The organism is Micromonospora sp. PRAS1 (assembly GCF_059553435.1).
Genome location: NZ_JCANNB010000014.1, coordinates 95,899 through 115,724 on the forward strand (window position 1 = coordinate 95,899; position 19,826 = coordinate 115,724).

Annotated in this window: 32 protein-coding genes; all 32 read right to left on the reverse strand. The window is 67.8% G+C overall.

The features are described 5' to 3' along the window. Positions 1-78 precede the first annotated feature (78 nt). Positions 79-705, reverse strand: a complete 627-nt coding sequence (gene rpsD / locus AC507J_RS15655; protein ID WP_496289888.1) for a 30S ribosomal protein S4 — start codon at positions 703-705, stop codon at positions 79-81. A gap of 14 nt (positions 706-719) precedes the next feature. After that, positions 720-1,127 carry a 30S ribosomal protein S11 gene (gene rpsK / locus AC507J_RS15660; RefSeq protein ID WP_007073011.1) on the reverse strand — a complete coding sequence of 136 codons (408 nt, stop codon included), beginning with the start codon at positions 1,125-1,127 and terminating at the stop codon, positions 720-722. A gap of 17 nt (positions 1,128-1,144) precedes the next feature. After that, positions 1,145-1,525, reverse strand: a complete 381-nt coding sequence (gene rpsM, locus AC507J_RS15665) for a 30S ribosomal protein S13 (protein WP_111216656.1) — start codon at positions 1,523-1,525, stop codon at positions 1,145-1,147. A gap of 270 nt (positions 1,526-1,795) precedes the next feature. Continuing rightward, positions 1,796-1,909, reverse strand: a complete 114-nt coding sequence (gene rpmJ / locus AC507J_RS15670) for a 50S ribosomal protein L36 (protein ID WP_012184307.1) — start codon at positions 1,907-1,909, stop codon at positions 1,796-1,798. Between the two features lie 92 nt (positions 1,910-2,001). Then, positions 2,002-2,223 carry a translation initiation factor IF-1 gene (gene infA / locus AC507J_RS15675; RefSeq protein WP_007073013.1) on the reverse strand — a complete coding sequence of 74 codons (222 nt, stop codon included), beginning with the start codon at positions 2,221-2,223 and terminating at the stop codon, positions 2,002-2,004. 227 nt (positions 2,224-2,450) lie between these two features. Next, positions 2,451-3,047 carry a DUF1707 SHOCT-like domain-containing protein gene (locus tag AC507J_RS15680; protein ID WP_496289889.1) on the reverse strand — a complete coding sequence of 199 codons (597 nt, stop codon included), beginning with the start codon at positions 3,045-3,047 and terminating at the stop codon, positions 2,451-2,453. Positions 3,048-3,119: 72 nt separating this feature from the next. Beyond that, positions 3,120-3,971 carry a type I methionyl aminopeptidase gene (map, locus tag AC507J_RS15685; RefSeq protein WP_496289890.1) on the reverse strand — a complete coding sequence of 284 codons (852 nt, stop codon included), beginning with the start codon at positions 3,969-3,971 and terminating at the stop codon, positions 3,120-3,122. Positions 3,972-4,061: 90 nt separating this feature from the next. Beyond that, positions 4,062-4,715: an adenylate kinase gene (locus AC507J_RS15690; RefSeq protein ID WP_496289891.1), complete on the reverse strand. Its 654-nt coding sequence runs from the start codon at positions 4,713-4,715 to the stop codon at positions 4,062-4,064. Next, on the reverse strand, positions 4,716-6,038 hold the full coding sequence (gene secY / locus AC507J_RS15695; protein ID WP_496289892.1) for a preprotein translocase subunit SecY: 1,323 nt from the start codon (positions 6,036-6,038) through the stop codon (positions 4,716-4,718). A gap of 233 nt (positions 6,039-6,271) precedes the next feature. Then, positions 6,272-6,715, reverse strand: a complete 444-nt coding sequence (gene rplO, locus AC507J_RS15700) for a 50S ribosomal protein L15 (protein ID WP_496289893.1) — start codon at positions 6,713-6,715, stop codon at positions 6,272-6,274. Beyond that, positions 6,715-6,897, reverse strand: a complete 183-nt coding sequence (gene rpmD / locus AC507J_RS15705) for a 50S ribosomal protein L30 (protein WP_111242460.1) — start codon at positions 6,895-6,897, stop codon at positions 6,715-6,717. The genes rplO and rpmD overlap by 1 nt, the downstream gene beginning before the upstream one ends. Further along, the gene (rpsE, locus tag AC507J_RS15710; RefSeq protein WP_137776512.1) at positions 6,897-7,511 is read right to left on the reverse strand and encodes a 30S ribosomal protein S5; all 615 of its coding nucleotides are present in this window, start codon (positions 7,509-7,511) and stop codon (positions 6,897-6,899) included. The genes rpmD and rpsE overlap by 1 nt, the downstream gene beginning before the upstream one ends. Before the next feature lie 32 nt (positions 7,512-7,543). Beyond that, positions 7,544-7,933, reverse strand: a complete 390-nt coding sequence (rplR, locus tag AC507J_RS15715; protein WP_496289894.1) for a 50S ribosomal protein L18 — start codon at positions 7,931-7,933, stop codon at positions 7,544-7,546. After that, positions 7,930-8,472, reverse strand: a complete 543-nt coding sequence (gene rplF / locus AC507J_RS15720) for a 50S ribosomal protein L6 (RefSeq protein ID WP_496289895.1) — start codon at positions 8,470-8,472, stop codon at positions 7,930-7,932. The genes rplR and rplF overlap by 4 nt, the downstream gene beginning before the upstream one ends. Before the next feature lie 16 nt (positions 8,473-8,488). Beyond that, the gene (gene rpsH / locus AC507J_RS15725) at positions 8,489-8,896 is read right to left on the reverse strand and encodes a 30S ribosomal protein S8 (RefSeq protein ID WP_341717647.1); all 408 of its coding nucleotides are present in this window, start codon (positions 8,894-8,896) and stop codon (positions 8,489-8,491) included. 92 nt (positions 8,897-8,988) lie between these two features. Continuing rightward, complete coding sequence (locus tag AC507J_RS15730; RefSeq protein ID WP_007073023.1) at positions 8,989-9,174, reverse strand: type Z 30S ribosomal protein S14; 186 nt, start codon at positions 9,172-9,174, stop codon at positions 8,989-8,991. A gap of 1 nt (position 9,175) precedes the next feature. Then, positions 9,176-9,745, reverse strand: a complete 570-nt coding sequence (gene rplE / locus AC507J_RS15735; protein WP_496289896.1) for a 50S ribosomal protein L5 — start codon at positions 9,743-9,745, stop codon at positions 9,176-9,178. Beyond that, on the reverse strand, positions 9,745-10,065 hold the full coding sequence (gene rplX / locus AC507J_RS15740; protein ID WP_496289897.1) for a 50S ribosomal protein L24: 321 nt from the start codon (positions 10,063-10,065) through the stop codon (positions 9,745-9,747). Before rplX ends, rplE begins: the two co-directional genes overlap by 1 nt. After that, positions 10,062-10,430 (reverse strand): 50S ribosomal protein L14, encoded by a 369-nt coding sequence (gene rplN / locus AC507J_RS15745; RefSeq protein WP_015619002.1) that lies wholly within the window; start codon positions 10,428-10,430, stop codon positions 10,062-10,064. Before rplN ends, rplX begins: the two co-directional genes overlap by 4 nt. A gap of 96 nt (positions 10,431-10,526) precedes the next feature. Beyond that, entirely contained in the window at positions 10,527-10,802 is a 276-nt protein-coding gene (rpsQ, locus tag AC507J_RS15750; RefSeq protein WP_189046361.1) for a 30S ribosomal protein S17, read from the reverse strand. Further along, positions 10,799-11,035 (reverse strand): 50S ribosomal protein L29, encoded by a 237-nt coding sequence (gene rpmC, locus AC507J_RS15755; RefSeq protein ID WP_204033741.1) that lies wholly within the window; start codon positions 11,033-11,035, stop codon positions 10,799-10,801. The genes rpsQ and rpmC overlap by 4 nt, the downstream gene beginning before the upstream one ends. After that, the gene (rplP, locus tag AC507J_RS15760; protein WP_007465292.1) at positions 11,035-11,460 is read right to left on the reverse strand and encodes a 50S ribosomal protein L16; all 426 of its coding nucleotides are present in this window, start codon (positions 11,458-11,460) and stop codon (positions 11,035-11,037) included. Before rplP ends, rpmC begins: the two co-directional genes overlap by 1 nt. Positions 11,461-11,463: 3 nt before the next feature. Further along, complete coding sequence (gene rpsC / locus AC507J_RS15765; RefSeq protein ID WP_496289898.1) at positions 11,464-12,339, reverse strand: 30S ribosomal protein S3; 876 nt, start codon at positions 12,337-12,339, stop codon at positions 11,464-11,466. Further along, entirely contained in the window at positions 12,339-12,791 is a 453-nt protein-coding gene (rplV, locus tag AC507J_RS15770) for a 50S ribosomal protein L22 (protein WP_341717650.1), read from the reverse strand. The genes rpsC and rplV overlap by 1 nt, the downstream gene beginning before the upstream one ends. Positions 12,792-12,831: 40 nt before the next feature. Continuing rightward, positions 12,832-13,113 carry a 30S ribosomal protein S19 gene (gene rpsS / locus AC507J_RS15775; RefSeq protein WP_067359615.1) on the reverse strand — a complete coding sequence of 94 codons (282 nt, stop codon included), beginning with the start codon at positions 13,111-13,113 and terminating at the stop codon, positions 12,832-12,834. A gap of 12 nt (positions 13,114-13,125) precedes the next feature. Beyond that, a complete protein-coding gene (rplB, locus tag AC507J_RS15780) occupies positions 13,126-13,965 on the reverse strand; it encodes a 50S ribosomal protein L2 (RefSeq protein WP_496289899.1) in 840 nt (279 codons plus the stop codon). Positions 13,966-13,977: 12 nt separating this feature from the next. Next, positions 13,978-14,280, reverse strand: a complete 303-nt coding sequence (rplW, locus tag AC507J_RS15785; RefSeq protein ID WP_496289900.1) for a 50S ribosomal protein L23 — start codon at positions 14,278-14,280, stop codon at positions 13,978-13,980. Next, positions 14,277-14,927, reverse strand: a complete 651-nt coding sequence (gene rplD, locus AC507J_RS15790) for a 50S ribosomal protein L4 (RefSeq protein ID WP_496289901.1) — start codon at positions 14,925-14,927, stop codon at positions 14,277-14,279. Before rplD ends, rplW begins: the two co-directional genes overlap by 4 nt. Continuing rightward, on the reverse strand, positions 14,924-15,583 hold the full coding sequence (rplC, locus tag AC507J_RS15795) for a 50S ribosomal protein L3 (RefSeq protein WP_496289902.1): 660 nt from the start codon (positions 15,581-15,583) through the stop codon (positions 14,924-14,926). The genes rplD and rplC overlap by 4 nt, the downstream gene beginning before the upstream one ends. Positions 15,584-15,594: 11 nt before the next feature. Then, positions 15,595-15,903, reverse strand: coding sequence for a 30S ribosomal protein S10 (gene rpsJ, locus AC507J_RS15800; protein WP_007073037.1), 309 nt, complete (start codon positions 15,901-15,903; stop codon positions 15,595-15,597). Positions 15,904-16,253: 350 nt separating this feature from the next. Continuing rightward, on the reverse strand, positions 16,254-17,447 hold the full coding sequence (gene tuf, locus AC507J_RS15805) for an elongation factor Tu (protein WP_137776520.1): 1,194 nt from the start codon (positions 17,445-17,447) through the stop codon (positions 16,254-16,256). A gap of 214 nt (positions 17,448-17,661) precedes the next feature. After that, positions 17,662-19,758 (reverse strand): elongation factor G, encoded by a 2,097-nt coding sequence (fusA, locus tag AC507J_RS15810; protein WP_496289903.1) that lies wholly within the window; start codon positions 19,756-19,758, stop codon positions 17,662-17,664. Between the last annotated feature and the right edge of the window lie 68 nt (positions 19,759-19,826).

Below are 19,826 nucleotides of genomic sequence, written 5' to 3' on the forward strand. Positions count from 1 at the left end.
GGGGCGCCCGCTATATGACGCCCACGACACAACTGTTCCGGTGGCCCGCCCGAGCGGGCGGGCCACCGCAACGAGCCCTTACTTGGAGTAGAGCTCGACGATCAGCTGCTCCTGGACCTGGGTGTCGATCACCTGGCGGGCCGGGAGCGAGTGCACGAGGATCTTCATCTGGCTCGGGATCGCCTCCAGCCACGCCGGGACGGTCTTCGAGCCGGCCTCACCCTGCGCCACCAGGAACGGGGTGAGTTCCTTGCTCTTGGCACGCACCTCGATGATGTCGTGCTCCTTGACCCGGAACGACGGGATGTCGACCTTCTTGCCGTTCACCGTGAAGTGACCGTGCTTGACCAGCTGACGGGCCATGTCCCGGGACTTGGCGTAGCCGGCCCGGTAGACCACGTTGTCCAGCCGCGACTCGAGGATCTGCAGGAGGACCTCACCGGTCTTGGCCTGCTTGGCCACGGCCTCCTCGTAGTAACCGCGGAACTGCTTCTCCAGCACGCCGTAGACCCGGCGGGCCTTCTGCTTCTCACGGAGCTGGAGCAGGTACTCCGTCTCCTTCGTGCGGCCGCGGCCGTGCTGCCCGGGCGGGAACGGCCGGGACTCGAACGGGCACTTCGGGCCATCGCACTTGCTGCCCTTGAGGAACAGCTTCATCTTCTCCCGCCGGCAACGGCGGCAGTCAGCACCGGTGTAACGAGCCATCTCTCTCTAACCTCTCAGACCCGGCGACGCTTCGGCGGACGGCACCCGTTGTGCGGCTGCGGAGTGACGTCGGAGATCTGCCCGACCTCCAGGCCCACCGCCTGCAACGAACGGATGGCGGTCTCCCGGCCGGAGCCGGGGCCCTTGACGAACACGTCGACCTTGCGCATGCCGTGCTCCATCGCCCGACGCGCGGCGGCCTCGGCGGCCAGCTGCGCGGCGAACGGGGTCGACTTGCGGGAGCCCTTGAAACCGACCTGGCCGGCGGAGGCCCAGGAGATGACGGCACCGGTCGGGTCCGTGATGGACACGATGGTGTTGTTGAAGGTGCTCTTGATGTGCGCCTGCCCGTGGGCGACGTTCTTGCGTTCCTTGCGCCGGACCTTCTTGACGGCGGCTCCGGCACGAGCCTTCGGTGGCATAAGTCTGTGCGCTCCTATTACTTCTTACCGGGCTTCTTCTTGCCGGCGACCGTCCGCTTCGGGCCCTTGCGGGTGCGAGCGTTGGTACGGGTCCGCTGGCCACGCACGGGCAGACCCCGGCGGTGCCGGATGCCCTCGTAGCAGCCGATCTCGACCTTGCGACGGATGTCGGCGGCGACCTCGCGGCGCAGGTCACCTTCAACCTTGTAGTTGCCCTCGATGTGGTCACGGAGCTGGACCAGCTCTTCGTCCGTGAGGTCGCGGGCGCGCTTGTCCGGCGAGATGCCGGTGGCAGCGAGCGTCTCCAGGGCGCGGGTGCGACCCACGCCGAAGATGTAGGTGAGCGCAATCTCCAGCCGCTTCTCGCGGGGGAGATCCACGCCGACTAGACGTGCCATGTGCGGGCGTACTCCTTGTGGTTTCTGCCGGAGGTGTGGACCCGTCCCACCCCGCTACCGACCTCTCCCGGCTGATCCGGCGCGGTGTCGCGCCGGCGACCGGGATCGGTCGCTGCCCGAGCGGGCCCCGGCCTCCGACCGGGGGTCAACCACGAGTGCGTACGCGCTGCGCACCGCTCGCGGCTGGGACGAGCATGTGAAATGTGTTGGCTGGACCTGCCGCCCGGCTTCACCTTGACCGGCCGTCGAACACCCGGCCGGCCGGACGGTTCAGCCCTGGCGCTGCTTGTGGCGCGGGTCGGTGCAGATGACCATGACCCGGCCGTGCCGGCGGATCACCCGGCACTTGTTGCAGATCCTCTTGACGCTCGGCTTGACCTTCACGGTTGCCTTACTTCCCATCTGGCCCGGCGTCACCTAGGTGGGACACCGGACGTCGAAGACGGACACGGGACGATTCCCGGCCGCCGCCAGGATTACTTGTAGCGGTAGACGATGCGCCCGCGGGTCAGGTCGTATGGCGAGAGCTCCACGACGACCCGATCCTCCGGCAGGATGCGGATGTAGTGCTGCCGCATCTTGCCGCTGATGTGAGCCAGCACCTTGTGGCCGTTGGCGAGCTCCACCCGGAACATGGCGTTCGGCAGGGGCTCGATGACCCGACCTTCGATCTCGATGGCTCCGTCTTTTTTCGGCATGTCCTCCGCTGTCCTGACGTCGGTTGCTCCGGACGGCCCACAACGTCTTACACGGGATCTGATCAAGATCAGCTTTCCCGCGCCAGCCGCGGCTCCGCGTCCCACCGAAGCGCTGGTGGGCATGGCAGAGTGGACGCTGCGCGCCGATCAGAAAGTGTACGCCCGCCCGAGCGCCGTCGCCAAACCGACCGGCCATTACGCCCCGACCGGTCGGACAAATGTGACGTTCAGGTCGTCTGGTCCCGTTCGGGCCGCTGTTCCGGATCATCGTCGGGCTGCTGCCGGAGGGCCCGTTGCTCGCGCTTGAGCGCCTTCTTCTCGGCCCGCCGCTGCCGTTGGAGCGCCCGCTCCGCGGCCCACCGCTCGGGCTCGCCGGTGGCCAGACCGGTGACGGTACGGACCAGGATCACCGCGCCCCACGGCCCGGCCACCCAGCCCGGCCAGAAGTAGATCGGGCCGCCGGCGGCAAGCGAGGTGACCGCCCAGATCGCCACCACGATGCCGACCGTCTTGAGCCACGGCTCCCAGACCTCGACCAGCCAACTCACGGTCACGCCCCGCCCGCCCTCCGGCGACGCCGGCACCGGCCCGTCGTCCGACCGCTGAGCCGGCACCGCGTTCGTCGCCGGCACCACCGCGCCCGCCGCTGGCAGATCCCCCACCAGGCCGTCCAGGTCGGCGTACGTGCGGGCGGCGTAGGCCCGCTGCAAACGCTCGTCGTACTCGTGCAGGTCGAGCCGGCCCTCGTCGAGGGCGGTCCGGAGTCGTTCGGCGATGGCTTGCCGGTCCGAATCCGCTGCCCGCATGCCATCCCGCCGTTCCATGACGGCAAGCATGCCACCGCGCCGCCAGCCCGGCGAACCCACGGTGATCATCCGCCGGCCGAGCGCACGGAATCAGCTGGCCGGTGAGCCGCTCGGCTCGCGGCCGGTCACCAGATCGCCGAGGCGGGCCCGCCCGCCGTCCGGGGCGGTCAGCACCCAGACCCCGTCCGGCAACAGCGCCATGGTGTGCTCGACGTGCGCCGCCCGCGACCCGTCCCGGGTCACCACCGTCCAACCGTCGGCGAGTTCCGCGGTACGCGGCGAGCCCATGGTGATCATCGGCTCGATGGCCAGCGCCATGCCCGGCACCAGGCGGGGACCCTTGCCCGGCCGCCCGTGGTTGAGCACGTGCGGGTCCTGGTGCATCTCGGTGCCGATGCCGTGCCCGCCGTAGCCGTCGACGATGCCGTACCGGCCGCCCTTGCGTACCGCGTTCTCGACGGCGTGCGAGATGTCGGTGAGCCGGCCCTTCCCGCTCGCCGCACCCCGGGCGGCCACGGCGATGCCGGCCCACATCGCGTCCTCGGCAACCTTCGCCATCCGCAGCAGGGCGGGATCGACCTCGCCCACGCCGACCGTGATCGCCGCGTCACCGTGCCAACCGTCGAGCACCGCGCCGCAGTCGATCGAGATCAGGTCGCCCTCGGCGAGAACCTGCCTGGACGACGGGATGGCGTGCACGATCTGCTCGTTCACCGACGAGCAGATCGAGGCCGGGAAGCCGTGATAGCCCTTGAAGGACGGGACGGCACCGGCCTCACGGATGGCCGCCTCGGCGATCGCGTCCAGGTCGGCCGTGCTCACCCCGGGCGCGACCGCCTCCCGCATCCTGCGCAGCGCCTCCGCGACCACCAGGCCGGCGGCTCGCATCTTCTCGATCTGCTCGGGGGTCTTCAGCTGGATGTCCAGCTGGGGACGACGCATGGAGGCGCTACCTTTCGTTACCGAAACAGCGGGGCACGCCGCACGTACCCCGCCGTACCGCACTTTATCCGGCCGGCGGCTACGCCGACGTCAGCCCCCGTAGGAGCGGAGGGCGTCGATCGCGCGGACCGTGACGTCCTCGACCGGGCCGGTGGCGTCGATGCCCACCAGCTTGCCCTGGGCGCCGTAGTAATCCACCAAGGGCGCGGTCTTCTCCGCGTACTCCCGCAGGCGGGCGGCGATGGTCTCCGGCTTGTCGTCGTCGCGCTGGAACAGCTCGGCGCCGCACCGGTCGCAGATGCCCTCCCGGGTGGTCGGGTCGAACTCGACGTGCCAGATCTTGCCGCAGCCCCGGCAGGTGCGGCGGCCGGAGAGCCGCCGGATCACCTCGTCGTCGTCGACCACCAGCTCCAGCACGAGTTCCAGCGCGGTCCCCAGGTCAGCGAGGAGCTTGTCCAGCGCCGCAGCCTGCGGGGTGGTCCGCGGAAACCCGTCGAGGAGGAAGCCCTCGGCAGCATCCGGCTCGGCCAGCCGCTCCCGCACCATGTTGATGGTGACCTCGTCCGGCACCAGCTTGCCGGCGTCCATGTAGCGCTTGGCCTCGACGCCCAGCGGCGTGCCCTGCGACACGTTGGCCCGGAAGATGTCGCCGGTCGAGATCTTCGGCACGGAGAGGTGCGCGGCGATGAACTCTGCCTGAGTGCCCTTGCCCGCACCCGGCGGGCCAACCAGAACCAGTCTCATCTACCGCAGGAACCCTTCGTAGTTCCGCTGCATGAGTTGGCTCTCGATCTGCTTGCTGGTTTCGAGGGCCACGCCAACCATGATCAGCACAGCGGTCCCGCCGAACGGGAAGTTCATGTACTGCTGCCGGTCCAGCCAGATGAAGAAGAAGTTCGGCAGGATGGAGATGGTCGCCAGGTAGAGCGCGCCCGGCAGGGTGATCCGGCTGAGGATGAAGTCCAGGTAGTCGGCGGTCGGCTTGCCGGGGCGGATGCCCGGCACGAAGCCGCCGTACTTCTTCATGTTGTCCGCGACCTCGGTCGGGTTGAACGTGATCGAGACGTAGAAGTACGTGAAGAAGATGATCAGCAGGAAGTAGACCGCGATGTAGATCGGGCTGGTCGGGTCGACCAGGTTGTTCTGGATCCACACCTGGGTCTTGCCCGGGTCGTTCTGGTCGAAGAACTGGAGCGCCAGCTGCGGGAGGTAGAGCAGCGACGAACCGAAGATGACCGGGATGACACCCGCCTGGTTGACCTTCAGCGGGATGTAGGTCGAGGTGCCGCCGTACATCCGCCGGCCGATCATGCGCTTGGCGTACTGCACCGGAATCCGGCGCTGGGCCTGCTCGATGAAGGTGACAGCGGTGATGACCACCAGCACCAGGGCGATGACGAGGAAGAACTTCCACCAGCCCTGGCTCTCCTTGATCCGCCAGCCCTCGCTGGGCAGCCGGGCGGCGATCGAGGTGAAGATCAGGACGGACATGCCGTTGCCGACGCCGCGGTCGGTGATCAGCTCACCGAGCCACATCACCACGCCGGTGCCGGCGGTCATCGTCATCACCAGGATGGTGAGCGTCAGCCAGTCCGGGATGCCCGTGCCGGTCGGGATGATCTCCTCGTCGCACATGTTGTTGAACAGCTGGCCGGAGCGGGCCAGCGCGACGAAGGCCGAGGCCTGGAGCACACCCAGACCCAGGGTCAGGTAGCGCGTGTACTGGGTGATCTTCGCCTGACCGGCCTGGCCCTCCTTGCGGAGCTGCTCCAGGCGGGGGATGACCACCGTGAGCAGCTGCAGGATGATCGAGGCGGTGATGTAGGGCATGATGCCCAGCGCGAAGACCGAAAGCTGGAGCAGCGCGCCGCCGGAGAAGAGGTCGAGCAGGTTCAGAACACCTGTCGATCCCTCGGTGGCTTCGATGCACTTCTGCACGTTGCCGTACGAGACGCCCGGGCTGGGCACCGTCGCGCCGAGCCGGTAGATCGCGATGATGCCGACTGTGAACAGCAGCTTCTTGCGCAGGTCAGGCGTACGGAACGCACTGAGAAAGGCGGACAGCAACTTCTTCCTCCTGCGCGAGGCGGGCCGCCGGTCGTCCCTGGCGGTGCGGGGTGGGTGCCGGGCAAGCGCCCGATATCCATGGCTGGGAAGGGACTCTAACAGCCCAATCCCGGTCCGGGCAGATGTGCCCGGCTACATAAACCGGATCCGATGTTACCGGGCGCTCACGCCCGGCGTAGCGCACGGCGCCCGCCAGCTGGGATCAACTGGCGGGCACCACACGTTTTCGCAGCTTACAGCTCGGTGACCGAGCCGCCGGCGGCCGTGATCTTCTCCTTGGCCGACGCGCTGAACGCGTGCGCCGACACCTGGAGGGTCACACCGCCGAGATCCCCGCTACCGAGAACCTTCACCGGCTGGCCCTTGCGGACCGCGCCCGACTCGACCAGCTCGGCCGGGCCAACCTGCCCGCCGTTGGGGAACAGCTCGGCCAGGCGGTCCAGGTTGACCACCTGGTAGACCACCTTGAACTTGTTCTTGAAGCCCTTCAGCTTCGGCAGGCGCATGTGGATGGGCATCTGCCCACCCTCGAACGCCGCCGAGATGTTCTTCCGGGCCTTCGAACCCTTGGTACCGCGACCGGCGGTCTTGCCCTTGGAGCCCTCACCGCGACCCACCCGGGTCTTCGGAGTCTTGGCCCCCGGCGCCGGGCGCAGGTGGTGGACCTTGATCGTCATTACTCGACCTCCTCGACCTTCACGAGGTGGCTCACCTTGAAGATCATGCCGCGAATCTCCGGCCGGTCCTCCTTGACCACCACGTCGTTGATCCGCTTGAGACCGAGCGAACGCAGCGACTCACGCTGGTTGTGCTTGGTCCCGATGTCGGAACGGACCTGGGTGACCTTCAGCCGTGCCATCAGGACGCCACCTCCGCCCGCGAGGCCAGCATGGCGGCCGGAGCAACGTCCTCCACCGGCAGGCCCCGACGCGCGGCGACAGCCTCGGGGGACTCCAGCCCCTTCAGCGCGGCCACCGTGGCGTGCACGATGTTGATCGGGTTGGACGATCCGAGGCTCTTGGAGAGCACGTCGTGGATGCCCGCGCACTCCAGCACGGCCCGGACCGGACCACCGGCGATGACACCCGTACCGGCCGAGGCCGGCTTGAGCAGCACCACACCGGCGGCGTCCTCGCCCTGCACCGGGTGCGGGATCGAGGAGCCGATCCGCGGCACCTTGAAGAAGTGCTTCTTGGCCTCCTCGACGCCCTTGGCGATCGCCGCGGGCACCTCCTTGGCCTTTCCGTAGCCCACGCCCACGGTGCCGTCGCCGTCGCCCACGATCACCAGGGCGGTGAAGCTGAAGCGACGACCACCCTTCACGACCTTGGCTACACGGTTGATCGCGACGACCCGCTCGAGGTGCGGGGTCTTCTCGGCGGGCGCGTTTCCGCGGCCGCCCTCACGGCGGTTGTCGCGGCGACCACCCTCGTTGCCACCGGACCCGCCGCCACGGCGCTGTTGACCTGGCATCAGCAGCCTTCCTCTCTCTCGTGACGGGGTTACTAGAACTCGAGCCCGGCTTCGCGAGCGGCGTCGGCGAGGGCGGCTACCCGCCCCGCGTACCGGCTGCCACCGCGGTCGAAGACGACCTTGGAGATGCCGGCCGCCTTGGCCCGCTCGGCGAGCAGGGCACCGACCTTGCCGGCCAGGGCGCTCTTGTCGCCCTCCGTGCCGCGCACCGAGGCGTCCAGGGACGAGGCCGACGCCAGGGTGTGCCCCTTGGTGTCGTCCACGATCTGGGCGACGATGTGCCGCAGCGAACGGGTGACGACCAGGCGCGGACGCTCGGCGGTGCCGCTGACGTTCTTGCGGACCCGGAAGTGCCGACGCGCACGCCCGACGGCACGCTTGGCGGCAACGCCGCGGCGGCGCTTGAGCAGCGTGGCGCTCACTTCTTACCTGCCTTTCCGGCCTTGCGGCGAATCACTTCGCCCTGGTACTTCACGCCCTTGCCCTTGTAGGGCTCCGGCGGACGGATCTTCCGGATGTTGGCGGCTACCTCACCGACAAGTTGCTTGTCGATGCCGGCCACGTGGAACAGCGTCGGGCGCTCCACCGTGAAGGTGATGCCCTCCGGCGCCTGCACCGTCACCGGGTGCGAGAACCCGAGCGCGAACTCCAGGTCCTTGCCCTTGGCCGTGACCCGGTAACCGGTGCCCGCGATCTCCAGGCTCTTGCGGTAGCCCTCGGTGACCCCGACGATCATGTTCGCGACCAGGGTACGGCTCAGGCCGTGCAGCTCCTTGGCCTTGCGCTCGTCGTTCGGGCGGTTGACGTTCAGCTGCCCGTCCTCGGCCCGCTCGATGGTGATCGGCTCGGCCAGGGTGTGCGCCAGCTCGCCCTTGGGGCCCTTGACCTTGACGGTCCGGCCGTCGATCGTCACGTCGACGCCGGCAGGCACCGGGATCGACTTACGTCCAATACGCGACATTTCTACCTGTCTCCCGTTACCAGACGAAGGCGAGGACTTCCCCGCCAACGCTCCGCTTGCGGGCCTGCCGGTCGGTGAGCAGCCCCTGGGACGTCGAAATGATCGCCACGCCCAGCCCGCCGAGCACCCGGGGAAGCTCGCCCGACTTGGCGTACACCCGCAGACCGGGCTTGGAGACGCGCTTGATACCGGCCAGGCTCCGCTCCCGGTTCTGGCCGTACTTCAGCTCGACGACCAGTCGCTTGCCGACGGCACCCTCTTCGGGCTCCTCGACCGCCCAGGTGGCGATGTAACCCTCGGCCTTGAGGACCTCGGCGATGTTCGCCTTGATCTTCGAGTAGGGCATCGTCACCCGGTCGTGGTACGCCTGGTTGGCGTTACGCAGACGCGTGAGCATGTCTGCGATCGGGTCGGTCATCGTCATGAAAACTCGTCAACCTTTCTCGCCGGGGTTCCCGCGAACAGCAGGCCTACGGCGAAGAGACAGTCCAGCTAACGCGCGAGCGCGCCGGGCTATTACCAGGAAGCCTTGGACACGCCGGGCAGCTCACCGCGGTGAGCCATCTCCCGGATGCACACCCGGCAGAGCCCGAACTTGCGGTAGACCGCCTTGGGACGCCCGCACCGCTGGCAGCGGGTGTACGCGCGAACCGAGAACTTCGGCTTCGCGGCCGCCTTGAGGATCAGCGCCTTCTTGGCCATCTCAGTTCTCCTTGAACGGGAAGCCCAGGAGCTTCAGCAGCGCCCGGCCCTCGTCGTCGGTCGTGGCGGTGGTGACCACCGTGATGTCCATGCCCCGCTGGCGATCGATCTTGTCCTGGTCGATCTCGTGGAACACCGACTGCTCGGTCAGACCGAACGTGTAGTTGCCGTTCCCGTCGAGCTTGCGCCCGTCGAGGCCGCGGAAGTCACGGATACGGGGCAGCGCGATGGAGAGCAGCCGGTCCAGGAACTCCCACATCCGGTCGCCGCGCAGGGTCACCTTCGCGCCGATTGGCATCCCCTCGCGGAGCTTGAACTGCGCGATGGACTTCTTCGCCCGCCGGACCTGCGGCTTCTGGCCGGTGATCGTGGCCAGGTCGCGGACCGCGCCGTCGATGAGCTTGGCGTCCCGAGCGGCCTCGCCGACACCCATGTTCACGACGATCTTGACCATCCGCGGCACCTGCATCGGGTTGCCGTAGTTGTACTGCTCGCGCAGCTGGGCCACGATCTCGTTGCGGTACCGCTCCTTGAGGCGCGGCATGGTCTTGGTTTCGGTAGCCGTGGTCATCAGAGGTCCTTACCGGTGCTACGCGCGATGCGGACCTTCTGGCCATTCTCGTCGACCCGGTAACCGACACGGGTCGGCTTACCGTCGGAGTCCAGGACCATCACGTTCGAGACGTGGATCGGGGCCTCCTGGGTGACGATGCCACCGGTCTTGGCGCCACGCTGAGTGGTGCTGATGCGAGTGTGCTTCTTGACCCGGTTCACGCCCTCGACCAGGACCTTGTCCTGCCGCGGGTAGGCCGCGATGACCTTACCCTTGGCGCCCTTGTCCTTGCCGGCGATGACGACGACCGTGTCGCCCTTCTTGACCTTCACGGTCACAACACCTCCGGCGCGAGAGAAATGATCTTCATGAACCGCTTGTCCCGCAGCTCACGACCGACCGGGCCGAAGATGCGGGTGCCACGCGGGTCCCCGCCGTCCTTGATGATGACGGCGGCGTTCTCGTCGAAGCGGATGTACGAACCGTCCGGCCGACGCTTCTCCTTGGCGGTGCGGACGATGACCGCCTTGACGACGTCGCCCTTCTTCACACCGGCACCCGGGATCGCGTCCTTGACGGTGGCGACGATGACGTCGCCGATGCTCGCGTAGCGCCGACCGGAGCCGCCGAGAACCCGAATGCACAGGATCTCCCGGGCACCCGTGTTGTCGGCGACGCGCAGTCGCGACTCCTGCTGAATCACGTCTATCTCCTATGTCTGCCGGTTCTCCGGCCGCCGGGGCGGCCGGAGCCTGGCGGAACCTGCGCCCGACCGATCTCGGCCGAGCTCGAGCCTTCGCTACTTGGCCTTCTCGAGGATCTCCACGAGCCGCCACCGCTTGGTGGCGGACAGCGGCCGGGTCTCCATGATCAGGACCCGGTCGCCGATGCCGGCGGAGTTCTGCTCGTCGTGGACCTTGAGCTTGCTGGTCCGGCGCATGATCTTGCCGTACAGCGCGTGCTTGACCCGGTCCTCGACCTCGACGACGACGGTCTTATCCATCTTGTCGCTGACCACGAGGCCCTCACGCACCTTGCGGCGGCCACGCGTGGCGGTGGTGGTGTTCTCGCTCATCCTGCAGTCACCTCAGTCGGCGCGGCCGAGAGCCCCAGCTCGCGCTCACGCATGATCGTGTAGATCCGGGCGATCTCCCGGCGGATGACCTGCAACCGCCGGTTGTTGTCCAGCTGCCCGGTTGCGGCCTGCACGCGGAGGTTGAACAGCTCCGCCTTGGCCTCGCGCAGCTTCGTGACCAGCTCCTCCTGGGAGAGCTCACGCAGCTCCGCGGCCTTAACGCCCGCTGCCATCAGGATTCACCCACTTCGCGCGTCACAATGCGGCACTTCATCGGGAGCTTGTGGATCGCGCGACGCATCGCCTCTCGCGCGATCTGCTCGTTGGGGAAGGACATCTCGAAGAGCACCCGCCCCGGCTTGACGTTTGCGACCCACCACTCGGGCGAGCCCTTACCGGAACCCATCCGGGTTTCCGCCGGCTTCTTGGTGAGGGCCTGGTCCGGGAAGATGGTGATCCAGACCTTGCCACCACGCTTGATGTGGCGGGTCATCGCGATACGCGCCGACTCGATCTGCCGGTTGGTCACGTACGCCGGCTCGAGAGCCTGGATCCCGAACTCGCCGAACACCACCCGGTTGCCACCCTTGGACGCGCCACTGCGGTCCGGGTGGTGCGGCTTGCGGAAGCCCTTCGGGGGCTTGCGCGGCATCAGCATCTGTCAGCCCTCCTGCTGCGTTTCTGCCGGCTGAGCGGCACCGGTAGCGGCCGACGCGACAGCGCTTGCGTCCACCGGCTCACCGCTCGGCGTCTCAGCCTGCTGCCCGACGGTCGTCGCGGCGGCCCGGCCGGCCTCGGTGCCACCGGAGGTCGTACCGGACGAACCGGAGCGACCACGGCGCGGCCGCTCAGGGCGGTCGCCGCGCTCCCGGCGCGGGCGCGACGGAGCCTCGGTCGGGGTCTCCCGACCCGGCACCGCGTCGCCCTTGTAGATCCAGACCTTCACGCCGATGCGGCCGAAGGTGGTACGCGCCTCGAAGAAGCCGTACTCGATGTTGGCCCGCAGCGTGTGCAGCGGAACCCGACCCTCGCGGTAGAACTCCGTACGGCTCATCTCGGCGCCACCGAGGCGGCCCGAAACCTGCACCCGGATGCCCTTGCACATCGGGTTCTTCATCGCCGACTGCATCGCCTTGCGCATCGCCCGGCGGAAGCTGACCCGGCTGGAGAGCTGCTCGGCCACGCCCTGGGCAACCAGCTGCGCGTCCGACTCGGGGTTCTTCACCTCGATGATGTTCAGCTGCACCTGCTTGCCGGTGAGCTTCTCCAGCTCGCCGCGGATCCGGTCGGCCTCGGCACCCTTACGGCCGATGACGATGCCCGGCCGAGCGGTGTGGATGTCGACGCGGACCCGGTCGCGGGTGCGCTCGATGTCGACCTTGGAGATGCCGGCGCGCTCCAGCCCCTTGGACATCATCCGGCGAATCTTGACATCCTCGCCGATGTAGTCCTTGTAGAGCTTGTCCGCGAACCAGCGGGACTTCCAGTCGGTCGAGATGCCGAGCCGGAACCCGTGCGGGTGAACCTTCTGACCCATTACTCGGCGCCCTCCGTGTTGCTCTGCGTCTCAGCCGGCGCGGTCTGCTTCGCCGGGGCCGTCTTCTTCGCCGACTTCGGCGCGGCCGGCGCCACCGCCTCGACCGCCACGGTGATGTGGCACGTGCGCTTGCGGATCCGGTACGCCCGGCCCTGCGCCCGCGGCTGGAACCGCTTCATGGTCGGGCCCTCGTCCACGAACGCCTCGCTGACGAGCAGCGCGTCGGGGTCCAGCCGCTCGTTGTTCTCCGCGTTGGCGATCGCGCTCGCGAGCACCTTGTACACCTGCTCGCTCGCAGCCTGCGGCGCGAACTGCAGCACCGTGAGCGCCTCCTTCGCGGGCAGGCCGCGGACGAGGTTGACCACCCGGCGCGCCTTCATCGGCGAGATGCGCACGTACCGCGCAACCGCCCGCGCGCCCGGAAGCACCGGAGCGTCGCCCTTTCCTGGCATCGCTGTAACCCCTTGATCCTCTATCCGTATGCCCGCGGCGTCAGCGCCGGCGGCTCTTCCGGTCGTCCTTCTCGTGACCCTTGAACGTGCGGGTCAGCGCGAACTCGCCGAGCTTGTGCCCGACCATCGCCTCGGTCACGAACACCGGGACGTGCTTGCGTCCGTCGTGCACCGCGATCGTGTGCCCGAGCATGTCCGGGATGATCGTCGAGCGGCGCGACCAGGTCTTGATGACGTTCTTCGAGCCCTTCTCGTTCTGCGTCTCCACCTTCTTGAGCAGGTGGTCGTCGATGAACGGGCCCTTCTTCAGGCTGCGAGGCATGTCTTATCTCCCTCAGCCGCGCTTACGCGTGGCGTAGCGACGGCGGACGATCAGCCGGTCACTCGGCTGGCCCTTACGACGGGTGCGGCCCTCGGGCTTACCCTGCGGGTTGACCGGGTGGCGACCACCGGAGGTCTTGCCCTCGCCACCACCGTGCGGGTGGTCGACCGGGTTCATGGCGACACCACGGACGGTCGGGCGCTTGCCCTTCCACCGCATCCGGCCGGCCTTGCCCCAGTTGATGTTTGACTGGTCGGCGTTGCCGATCTCGCCGATGCTGGCGCGGCAGCGCACGTCGACCCGCCGGATCTCGCCGGACGGCATACGCAGGGTCGCGTACGCCCCCTCCCGGCCGAGCAGCTGGATGCCGACGCCGGCCGAGCGGGCCAGCTTGGCCCCGCCACCGGGACGCAGCTCCACGTTGTGGATCGTGGTACCGACCGGGATGTTCCGCAGCGGCAGGTTGTTGCCGGGCTTGATGTCGGCGCCCGGGCCGGACTCGACGCGGTCGCCCTGCTTCAGGTCCTTCGGCGCGACGATGTAACGCTTCTCGCCGTCGACGTAGTGCAGCAGCGCGATACGCGCGGTGCGGTTCGGGTCGTACTCGATGTGCGCGACCTTCGCCGGCACGCCGTCCTTGTCGACCCGCTTGAAGTCGATGATCCGGTACTGGCGCTTGTGGCCACCACCCTGGTGCCGGGCGGTGATCCGGCCGTGGACGTTCCGACCGCCCTTCTTCGGCAGCGGCGCCAGCAGCGACTTCTCGGGCGTCGACCGGGTGATCTCGGCGAAGTCGGCAACGCTCGAGCCACGCCGGCCCGGCGTCGTCGGCTTGTACTTACGGATAGCCATTGTCTACACCCCTCAGCTGACCGGGCCGCCGAAGGCCTCGATGCGGTCGCCCTCAGCCAGCTTCACCATCGCGCGCTTGGTGTTCTTGCGCTTGCCGAACCCGGTGCGGGTCCGCTTGCGCTTGCCCTCGCGGTTGAGCGTGTTGACCGTCACGACGCGGACGTTGAAGATCTGCTCGATGGCGATCTTGATCGCGGTCTTGTTCGCGTCCGGGTGCACCAGGAAGGTGTACCAGTTCCGGTTCAGCTCGCTGTAGCTCTTCTCCGAGACGACCGGCGCCACGATGATGTCGCGCGGGTCGGCGATCGTGCTCACTTGCCACCCTCCTCGGTGGTCTCGGCGGGGACGCCCAGGAACTCGTCCAGGGCCGCCTTGGTGAAGACCACGTCATCGGCCACCAGCACGTCGTACGTGTTCAGCTGGCCGGCCTCGATCAGGTGCACCCGCGACTCGTTGCGCAGCGACAGCCAGTTCAGCTCGTCGGTGCTGCTCAGCACGACCAGCACCCGGCGGGCGTCGGTCAGCTTGGCGAGGGTGGCCAGCGCGGCCTTGGTCGACGGCTTCTCGCCCGAGACGAACGCCTCGACGACGTGCACCTGGCCGGCGCGCGCCCGGTCCGAGAGGGCGCCACGCAGGGCGGCGGCCTTCATCTTCTTCGGGGTGCGCTGGCTGTAGTCGCGCGGCACCGGGCCGTGCACCACGCCACCGCCGGCGAACTGCGGCGCGCGGATCGAACCCTGGCGGGCCCGACCGGTGCCCTTCTGCTTGTACGGCTTCTTGCCGCCGCCGGCGACCTCACCGCGGGTCTTGGTCTTGTGGGTGCCCTGCCGGGCCGCCGCGAGCTGTGCCACCACGACCTGGTGCATCAGCGCGATGTTGGCCTGCACGTCGAAGATGTCGGCGGGCAGCTCGACCGAGCCGGTGGTGGCGCCTTCGGTGTTGCGGACGTCAACGGTGGTCACTTGGCTGCACCGCCCTTCTTCGCCTTGGCCGCAGTGCGGACCAGGACCAGCGCGCCCTTGGGGCCGGGAATGGCACCCCGGACGAGCAGGAGGTTGTTCTCGGTGTCGACCGCCTGGACGGTCAGGTTCTGCACGGTGTAGCGCACGCCACCCATGCGGCCCGCCATCCGGGTGCCCTTGAAGACACGACCCGGGGTGGCGCAGGCCCCGATGGAGCCCGGCGAGCGGTGCTTGCGCTCGACACCGTGGCTGGCGCGCAGACCGTGGAAGCCGTGCCGCTTCATCGGGCCGGCGTAGCCCTTGCCCTTGGTCTTGCCGGTCACGTCGACCGAGACGCCGACCGGGAACTCCTCGACCGTGATCTCCTGGCCGAGCGAGTAGTCCGCGGCGTCGATGGTGCGCAGCTCGACGATGTGCCGGCGCGGCGCCACGTCAGCCTTGGCGTAGTGCCCGCGGAGCGGCTGCTTGACCTTGCGCGGGTCGATCGTGCCGTACGCCAGCTGGACCGCGGAGTAACCGTCCTTGTCGGCGTCACGAACCTGGGTGATGACGCAGGGGCCGGCCTGAACCACGGTCACCGGAACAACGCGGTTGTTGTCCCAGACCTGGGTCATGCCGAGCTTCGCGCCCAGGATCCCCTTAACTTGCCTGTCCATGTGTCCGGTCCCTACAGCTTGATCTCGATGTCGACGCCAGCCGGCAGGTCGAGGCGCATGAGCGAGTCGACCGTCTTCGGGGTCGGGTCGATGATGTCGATAAGCCGCTTGTGCGTACGCATCTCGAAGTGCTCGCGCGAGTCCTTGTACTTGTGCGGCGAGCGGATGACGCAGAAACGGTTGATCTCCGTGGGCAGCGGCACCGGGCCCGCGACCTGCGCCCCGGTACGCGTCACCGTCTCGACGATCTTCCGAGCCGAGGAGTCGACGACCTCGTGGTCATAGGCCTTGAGCCGGATGCGGATCTTCTGTCCCGCCATGGTGGCTTCTGTTCCTTCTCTCGATGCCGCTGTGTTGCGGGTGCCTGTACCGGCTGGCACAGGCCCTCTTCGCCCACCCCCGCGGTCGGGCGTGTCGCGCCCTTGGGCCAGGCTCCGCCCCGGGCTACCGGAGCGATCCTGACCGCGGTGGGTCCAGGCGTCGATCGCGCTCTACCGCGACCTGAACGCCGCGCGAGGGTGGTTGGCGGGCGACCGCCAACCACCCCACGCCCGACTGCTCTGCCCACCCGGAGGTTCAGCGTGAGCCGAACACGGGAGGCGAACTGTCGTTACGCAACCTGACTAGTATGCCGCACGACCGGCGGCGGGTCTAATCGGGGTTACCCAGCTCACTTGATGATCTTGGTGACGCGACCAGCGCCGACCGTACGGCCACCCTCCCGGATCGCGAACTTGAGGTTGTCCTCCATCGCGATGGGCTGGATCAGCTTCACGGTCATCGTGGTGTTGTCGCCAGGCATGACCATCTCGGTGCCCTCGGGGAGGGTGACGACACCGGTGACGTCCGTGGTCCGGAAGTAGAACTGCGGACGGTAGTTCTGGAAGAACGGGGTGTGCCGGCCGCCCTCCTCCTTGGAGAGGATGTAGACGGTCGCCTCGAACTCCGTGTGCGGGGTGCTGGTGCCCGGCTTGACGACCACCATGCCGCGCTCGACGTCCTCGCGCTTGATGCCCCGCAGCAGCAGACCGACGTTCTCACCCGCGCGGGCCTCGTCGAGCAGCTTGCGGAACATCTCGATGCCGGTGCAGACCGTCTTCTGCGACTTCTCGCGGATACCGACGATCTCCACCTCCTCGTTCGGCTTGAGCACGCCGCGCTCCGCGCGACCGGTGACGACGGTGCCACGACCGGTGATCGTGAAGACGTCCTCGATCGGCATCAGGAACGGCTTCTCGGTCTCGCGCTCCGGCTGCGGGATCGCGGTGTCGACGGCGTTCATCAGCTCCATCAGGCGCCCGGTCCACTCCGGGTCGCCCTCCAGGGCCTTGAGCGCCGAGACGCGCACGACCGGCAGGTCGTCGCCCGGGTACTCCTGCGCCGAGAGCAGCTCACGAACCTCGAGCTCGACGAGCTCCAGCAGCTCCTCGTCGTCGACCATGTCGCTCTTGTTGAGCGCCACGACGATGTACGGCACGCCGACCTGGCGGGCCAGCAGCACGTGCTCGCGGGTCTGCGGCATCGGGCCGTCGGTCGCCGCCACCACCAGGATCGCGCCGTCCATCTGGGCGGCACCGGTGATCATGTTCTTGATGTAGTCGGCGTGACCGGGGCAGTCGACGTGCGCGTAGTGCCGCGCCTCGGTCTGGTACTCGACGTGCGCGATCGAGATCGTGATGCCGCGGGCCTTCTCCTCCGGCGCCTTGTCGATCTCGTCGAACGGCGTGTACGGGTTCAGGTCCGGGTACTGGTCGTGCAGGACCTTGGTGATGGCCGCCGTCAGCGTCGTCTTACCGTGGTCGATGTGACCAATGGTGCCGATGTTGACGTGCGGCTTAGTCCGCTCGAACTTCGCCTTCGCCACTGGTGTCCTCCTGTGGACTTCTTGGTTCGTTCGCCCCGGCGCGCCAGGTCGGCGCTTAGGACTCTGTCGACAGCCTTTCCGGCCTGACGGCCGGAGAGCTTTGTGGGTTCTGCGGCGATGAAGCCTACAGGCCCGGAATTCACACAATCCGACCGAGGTGGTCGCGGTCGGGGAACTCCTCCCGCGACCACCGTCGGATCAGCTCAGGCGAGCGTCACTCACCCGTCGCCTTGGCGATGATCTCCTTCGCCACCGAGGCCGGAACCTCGGCGTAGGAGTCGAACTGCATGCTGTAGCTAGCCCGGCCCTGGGTCTTCGACCGCAGGTCGCCGACGTAGCCGAACATCTCCGACAACGGCACCAGAGCCCGGACGACACGGGCGCCGCTGCGCTCCTCCATCGCCTGGATGATGCCGCGACGGGAGTTGAGGTCGCCGATGACGTCACCCATGTTCTCCTCAGGAGTGGTGACCTCAACGGCCATCATCGGCTCCAGCAACGCCGGGTCGGCCTTGCGGGCCGCGTCCTTCATCACCATCGAGCCGGCGATCTTGAATGCCATTTCCGACGAGTCGACCTCGTGGTACTGACCGTCCAGCAGCGTCAGCTTGACACCCACCAGCGGGAAGCCGGCGAGGATGCCGTACTGCATGGCGTCCTGGGCGCCCGCGTCCACCGATGGGATGAACTCCCGGGGGATACGGCCACCGGTGACGGCGTTGGCGAACTCGTAGGTCGGGGCGTCGTTGCCGAGCGGCAGCGGCTCCAGGCTGACGATCACCCGGGCGTACTGGCCGGAACCACCGGTCTGCTTCTTGTGGGTGTACTCGATCTTCTCCACCTTGCGGCGGATGGTCTCGCGGTACGCCACCTGCGGCTTCCCGATGTTCGCCTCGACGTTGAACTCGCGGCGCATCCGGTCGACCAGGATGTCCAGGTGCAGCTCGCCCATGCCGGAGATGACCGTCTGGCCGGTCTGGTCGTCCAGCTTGACGCGGAAGGTCGGGTCCTCCTCGGCCAGCCGCTGGATGGCGGTGCTGAGCTTCTCCTGGTCGGCCTTGGTCTTCGGCTCGATGGCCACCTCGATGACCGGCTCCGGGAAGGTCATCGACTCCAGGATGACCGGGTTCGCCGGGTCGCAGAGGGTGTCACCGGTGGTGGTCTGCTTCAGACCCTGCACCGCGATGATGTCGCCAGCCTGGGCCGAGCTGCGCTCTTCCCGCTTGTTGGCGTGCATCTGGTAGATCTTGCCGATCCGCTCCTTGCGGTCCTTGGTGGAGTTGACCACCTGGGAGCCGGACTCGAGCGTGCCGGAGTAGATCCGGACGTAGGTGAGCTTGCCGAGGTGCTTGTCCGTCTGGATCTTGAAGGCCAGACCGGAGAACGGCTCCGACACCGACGGCTTACGCTGCATCGGGGTCTCGCCGTCGGTGGCCGTGCCCTCGATCGCCGGGATGTCCAGCGGCGACGGCAGGTACGCGACGACCGCGTCCAGCATCGGCTGGATGCCCTTGTTCTTGAAGGCGGTGCCGGTGAGGACCGGGTTGGCCTTGCCGCCGATGGTGGCGCGACGGATGGCGGCCTTGATCTCCTCGGCGGAGATCTCCTCGCCCTCCAGGTACTTCTCCATCACCGAGTCGTCGACGTCGGCGAGCGTCTCCATCAGCTTCTCGCGCCACTCCGCGGCGGAGTCGGCGAGGTCGGCCGGGATTTCCTCGACCGCGTAGTCCTCACCCTTCTGGGTCTCGCCACGCCAGGTGAGGGCGCGCATCTCGACCAGGTCGACCACGCCGATGAAGTCGGACTCGGCGCCGATCGGGATCTGAAGCACCAGCGGGGTGGCGTTCAGCCGGTCGATCATCATCTGCACGCAGCGGAAGAAGTCCGCACCGGTGCGGTCGAGCTTGTTGACGAAACACATCCGGGGGACGTTGTACTTGTCCGCCTGGCGCCAGACGTTCTCCGTCTGCGGCTCCACGCCGGCCACGCCGTCGTAGACCGCGACCGCACCGTCCAGGACCCGCAGCGACCGCTCCACCTCGACCGTGAAGTCGACGTGGCCGGGCGTGTCGATGATCTGGATCGTGTGGCCCTTCCACTCGCACTTCGTGGCGGCGGAAGTGATGGTGATACCGCGCTCCTGCTCCTGCTCCATCCAGTCCATGACGGCAGCGCCCTCGTGGACCTCACCGATCTTGTACGTGATACCGGTGTAGAACAGGATCCGCTCGGTGGTAGTGGTCTTACCGGCATCGATGTGCGCCATGATGCCGATGTTGCGTACGTTGGCGAGCGCGTCTGCGGCGGCCACTTCAATCCCTACTTATCGTCGTCTCGACACAACTGGTGGCGGTCCCGGCACCGGTTGGGCGCCGGGAC

Coding starts and splice junctions, on each gene's coding strand:
- rpsD (WP_496289888.1), bottom strand. CDS start 705: ATGGCTCGTTACACCGGTGCTGACTGCCGCCGTTGCCGGCGGGAGAAG.
- rpsK (WP_007073011.1), bottom strand. CDS start 1,127: ATGCCACCGAAGGCTCGTGCCGGAGCCGCCGTCAAGAAGGTCCGGCGC.
- rpsM (WP_111216656.1), bottom strand. CDS start 1,525: ATGGCACGTCTAGTCGGCGTGGATCTCCCCCGCGAGAAGCGGCTGGAG.
- infA (WP_007073013.1), bottom strand. CDS start 2,223: ATGCCGAAAAAAGACGGAGCCATCGAGATCGAAGGTCGGGTCATCGAG.
- AC507J_RS15680 (WP_496289889.1), bottom strand. CDS start 3,047: ATGGAACGGCGGGATGGCATGCGGGCAGCGGATTCGGACCGGCAAGCC.
- map (WP_496289890.1), bottom strand. CDS start 3,971: ATGCGTCGTCCCCAGCTGGACATCCAGCTGAAGACCCCCGAGCAGATC.
- AC507J_RS15690 (WP_496289891.1), bottom strand. CDS start 4,715: ATGAGACTGGTTCTGGTTGGCCCGCCGGGTGCGGGCAAGGGCACTCAG.
- rplO (WP_496289893.1), bottom strand. CDS start 6,715: ATGACGATCAAGGTCCACCACCTGCGCCCGGCGCCGGGGGCCAAGACT.
- rpmD (WP_111242460.1), bottom strand. CDS start 6,897: ATGGCACGGCTGAAGGTCACCCAGGTCCGTTCCGACATCGGGACCAAG.
- rpsE (WP_137776512.1), bottom strand. CDS start 7,511: ATGCCAGGTCAACAGCGCCGTGGCGGCGGGTCCGGTGGCAACGAGGGT.
- rplF (WP_496289895.1), bottom strand. CDS start 8,472: ATGTCGCGTATTGGACGTAAGTCGATCCCGGTGCCTGCCGGCGTCGAC.
- rpsH (WP_341717647.1), bottom strand. CDS start 8,896: ATGACGATGACCGACCCGATCGCAGACATGCTCACGCGTCTGCGTAAC.
- AC507J_RS15730 (WP_007073023.1), bottom strand. CDS start 9,174: ATGGCCAAGAAGGCGCTGATCCTCAAGGCGGCCGCGAAGCCGAAGTTC.
- rplE (WP_496289896.1), bottom strand. CDS start 9,745: ATGACCACGGCTACCGAAACCAAGACCATGCCGCGCCTCAAGGAGCGG.
- rpsQ (WP_189046361.1), bottom strand. CDS start 10,802: ATGAGCGAGAACACCACCACCGCCACGCGTGGCCGCCGCAAGGTGCGT.
- rpmC (WP_204033741.1), bottom strand. CDS start 11,035: ATGGCAGCGGGCGTTAAGGCCGCGGAGCTGCGTGAGCTCTCCCAGGAG.
- rplP (WP_007465292.1), bottom strand. CDS start 11,460: ATGCTGATGCCGCGCAAGCCCCCGAAGGGCTTCCGCAAGCCGCACCAC.
- rpsC (WP_496289898.1), bottom strand. CDS start 12,339: ATGGGTCAGAAGGTTCACCCGCACGGGTTCCGGCTCGGCATCTCGACC.
- rplV (WP_341717650.1), bottom strand. CDS start 12,791: ATGCCAGGAAAGGGCGACGCTCCGGTGCTTCCGGGCGCGCGGGCGGTT.
- rpsS (WP_067359615.1), bottom strand. CDS start 13,113: ATGCCTCGCAGCCTGAAGAAGGGCCCGTTCATCGACGACCACCTGCTC.
- rplB (WP_496289899.1), bottom strand. CDS start 13,965: ATGGCTATCCGTAAGTACAAGCCGACGACGCCGGGCCGGCGTGGCTCG.
- rplC (WP_496289902.1), bottom strand. CDS start 15,583: ATGGACAGGCAAGTTAAGGGGATCCTGGGCGCGAAGCTCGGCATGACC.
- rpsJ (WP_007073037.1), bottom strand. CDS start 15,903: ATGGCGGGACAGAAGATCCGCATCCGGCTCAAGGCCTATGACCACGAG.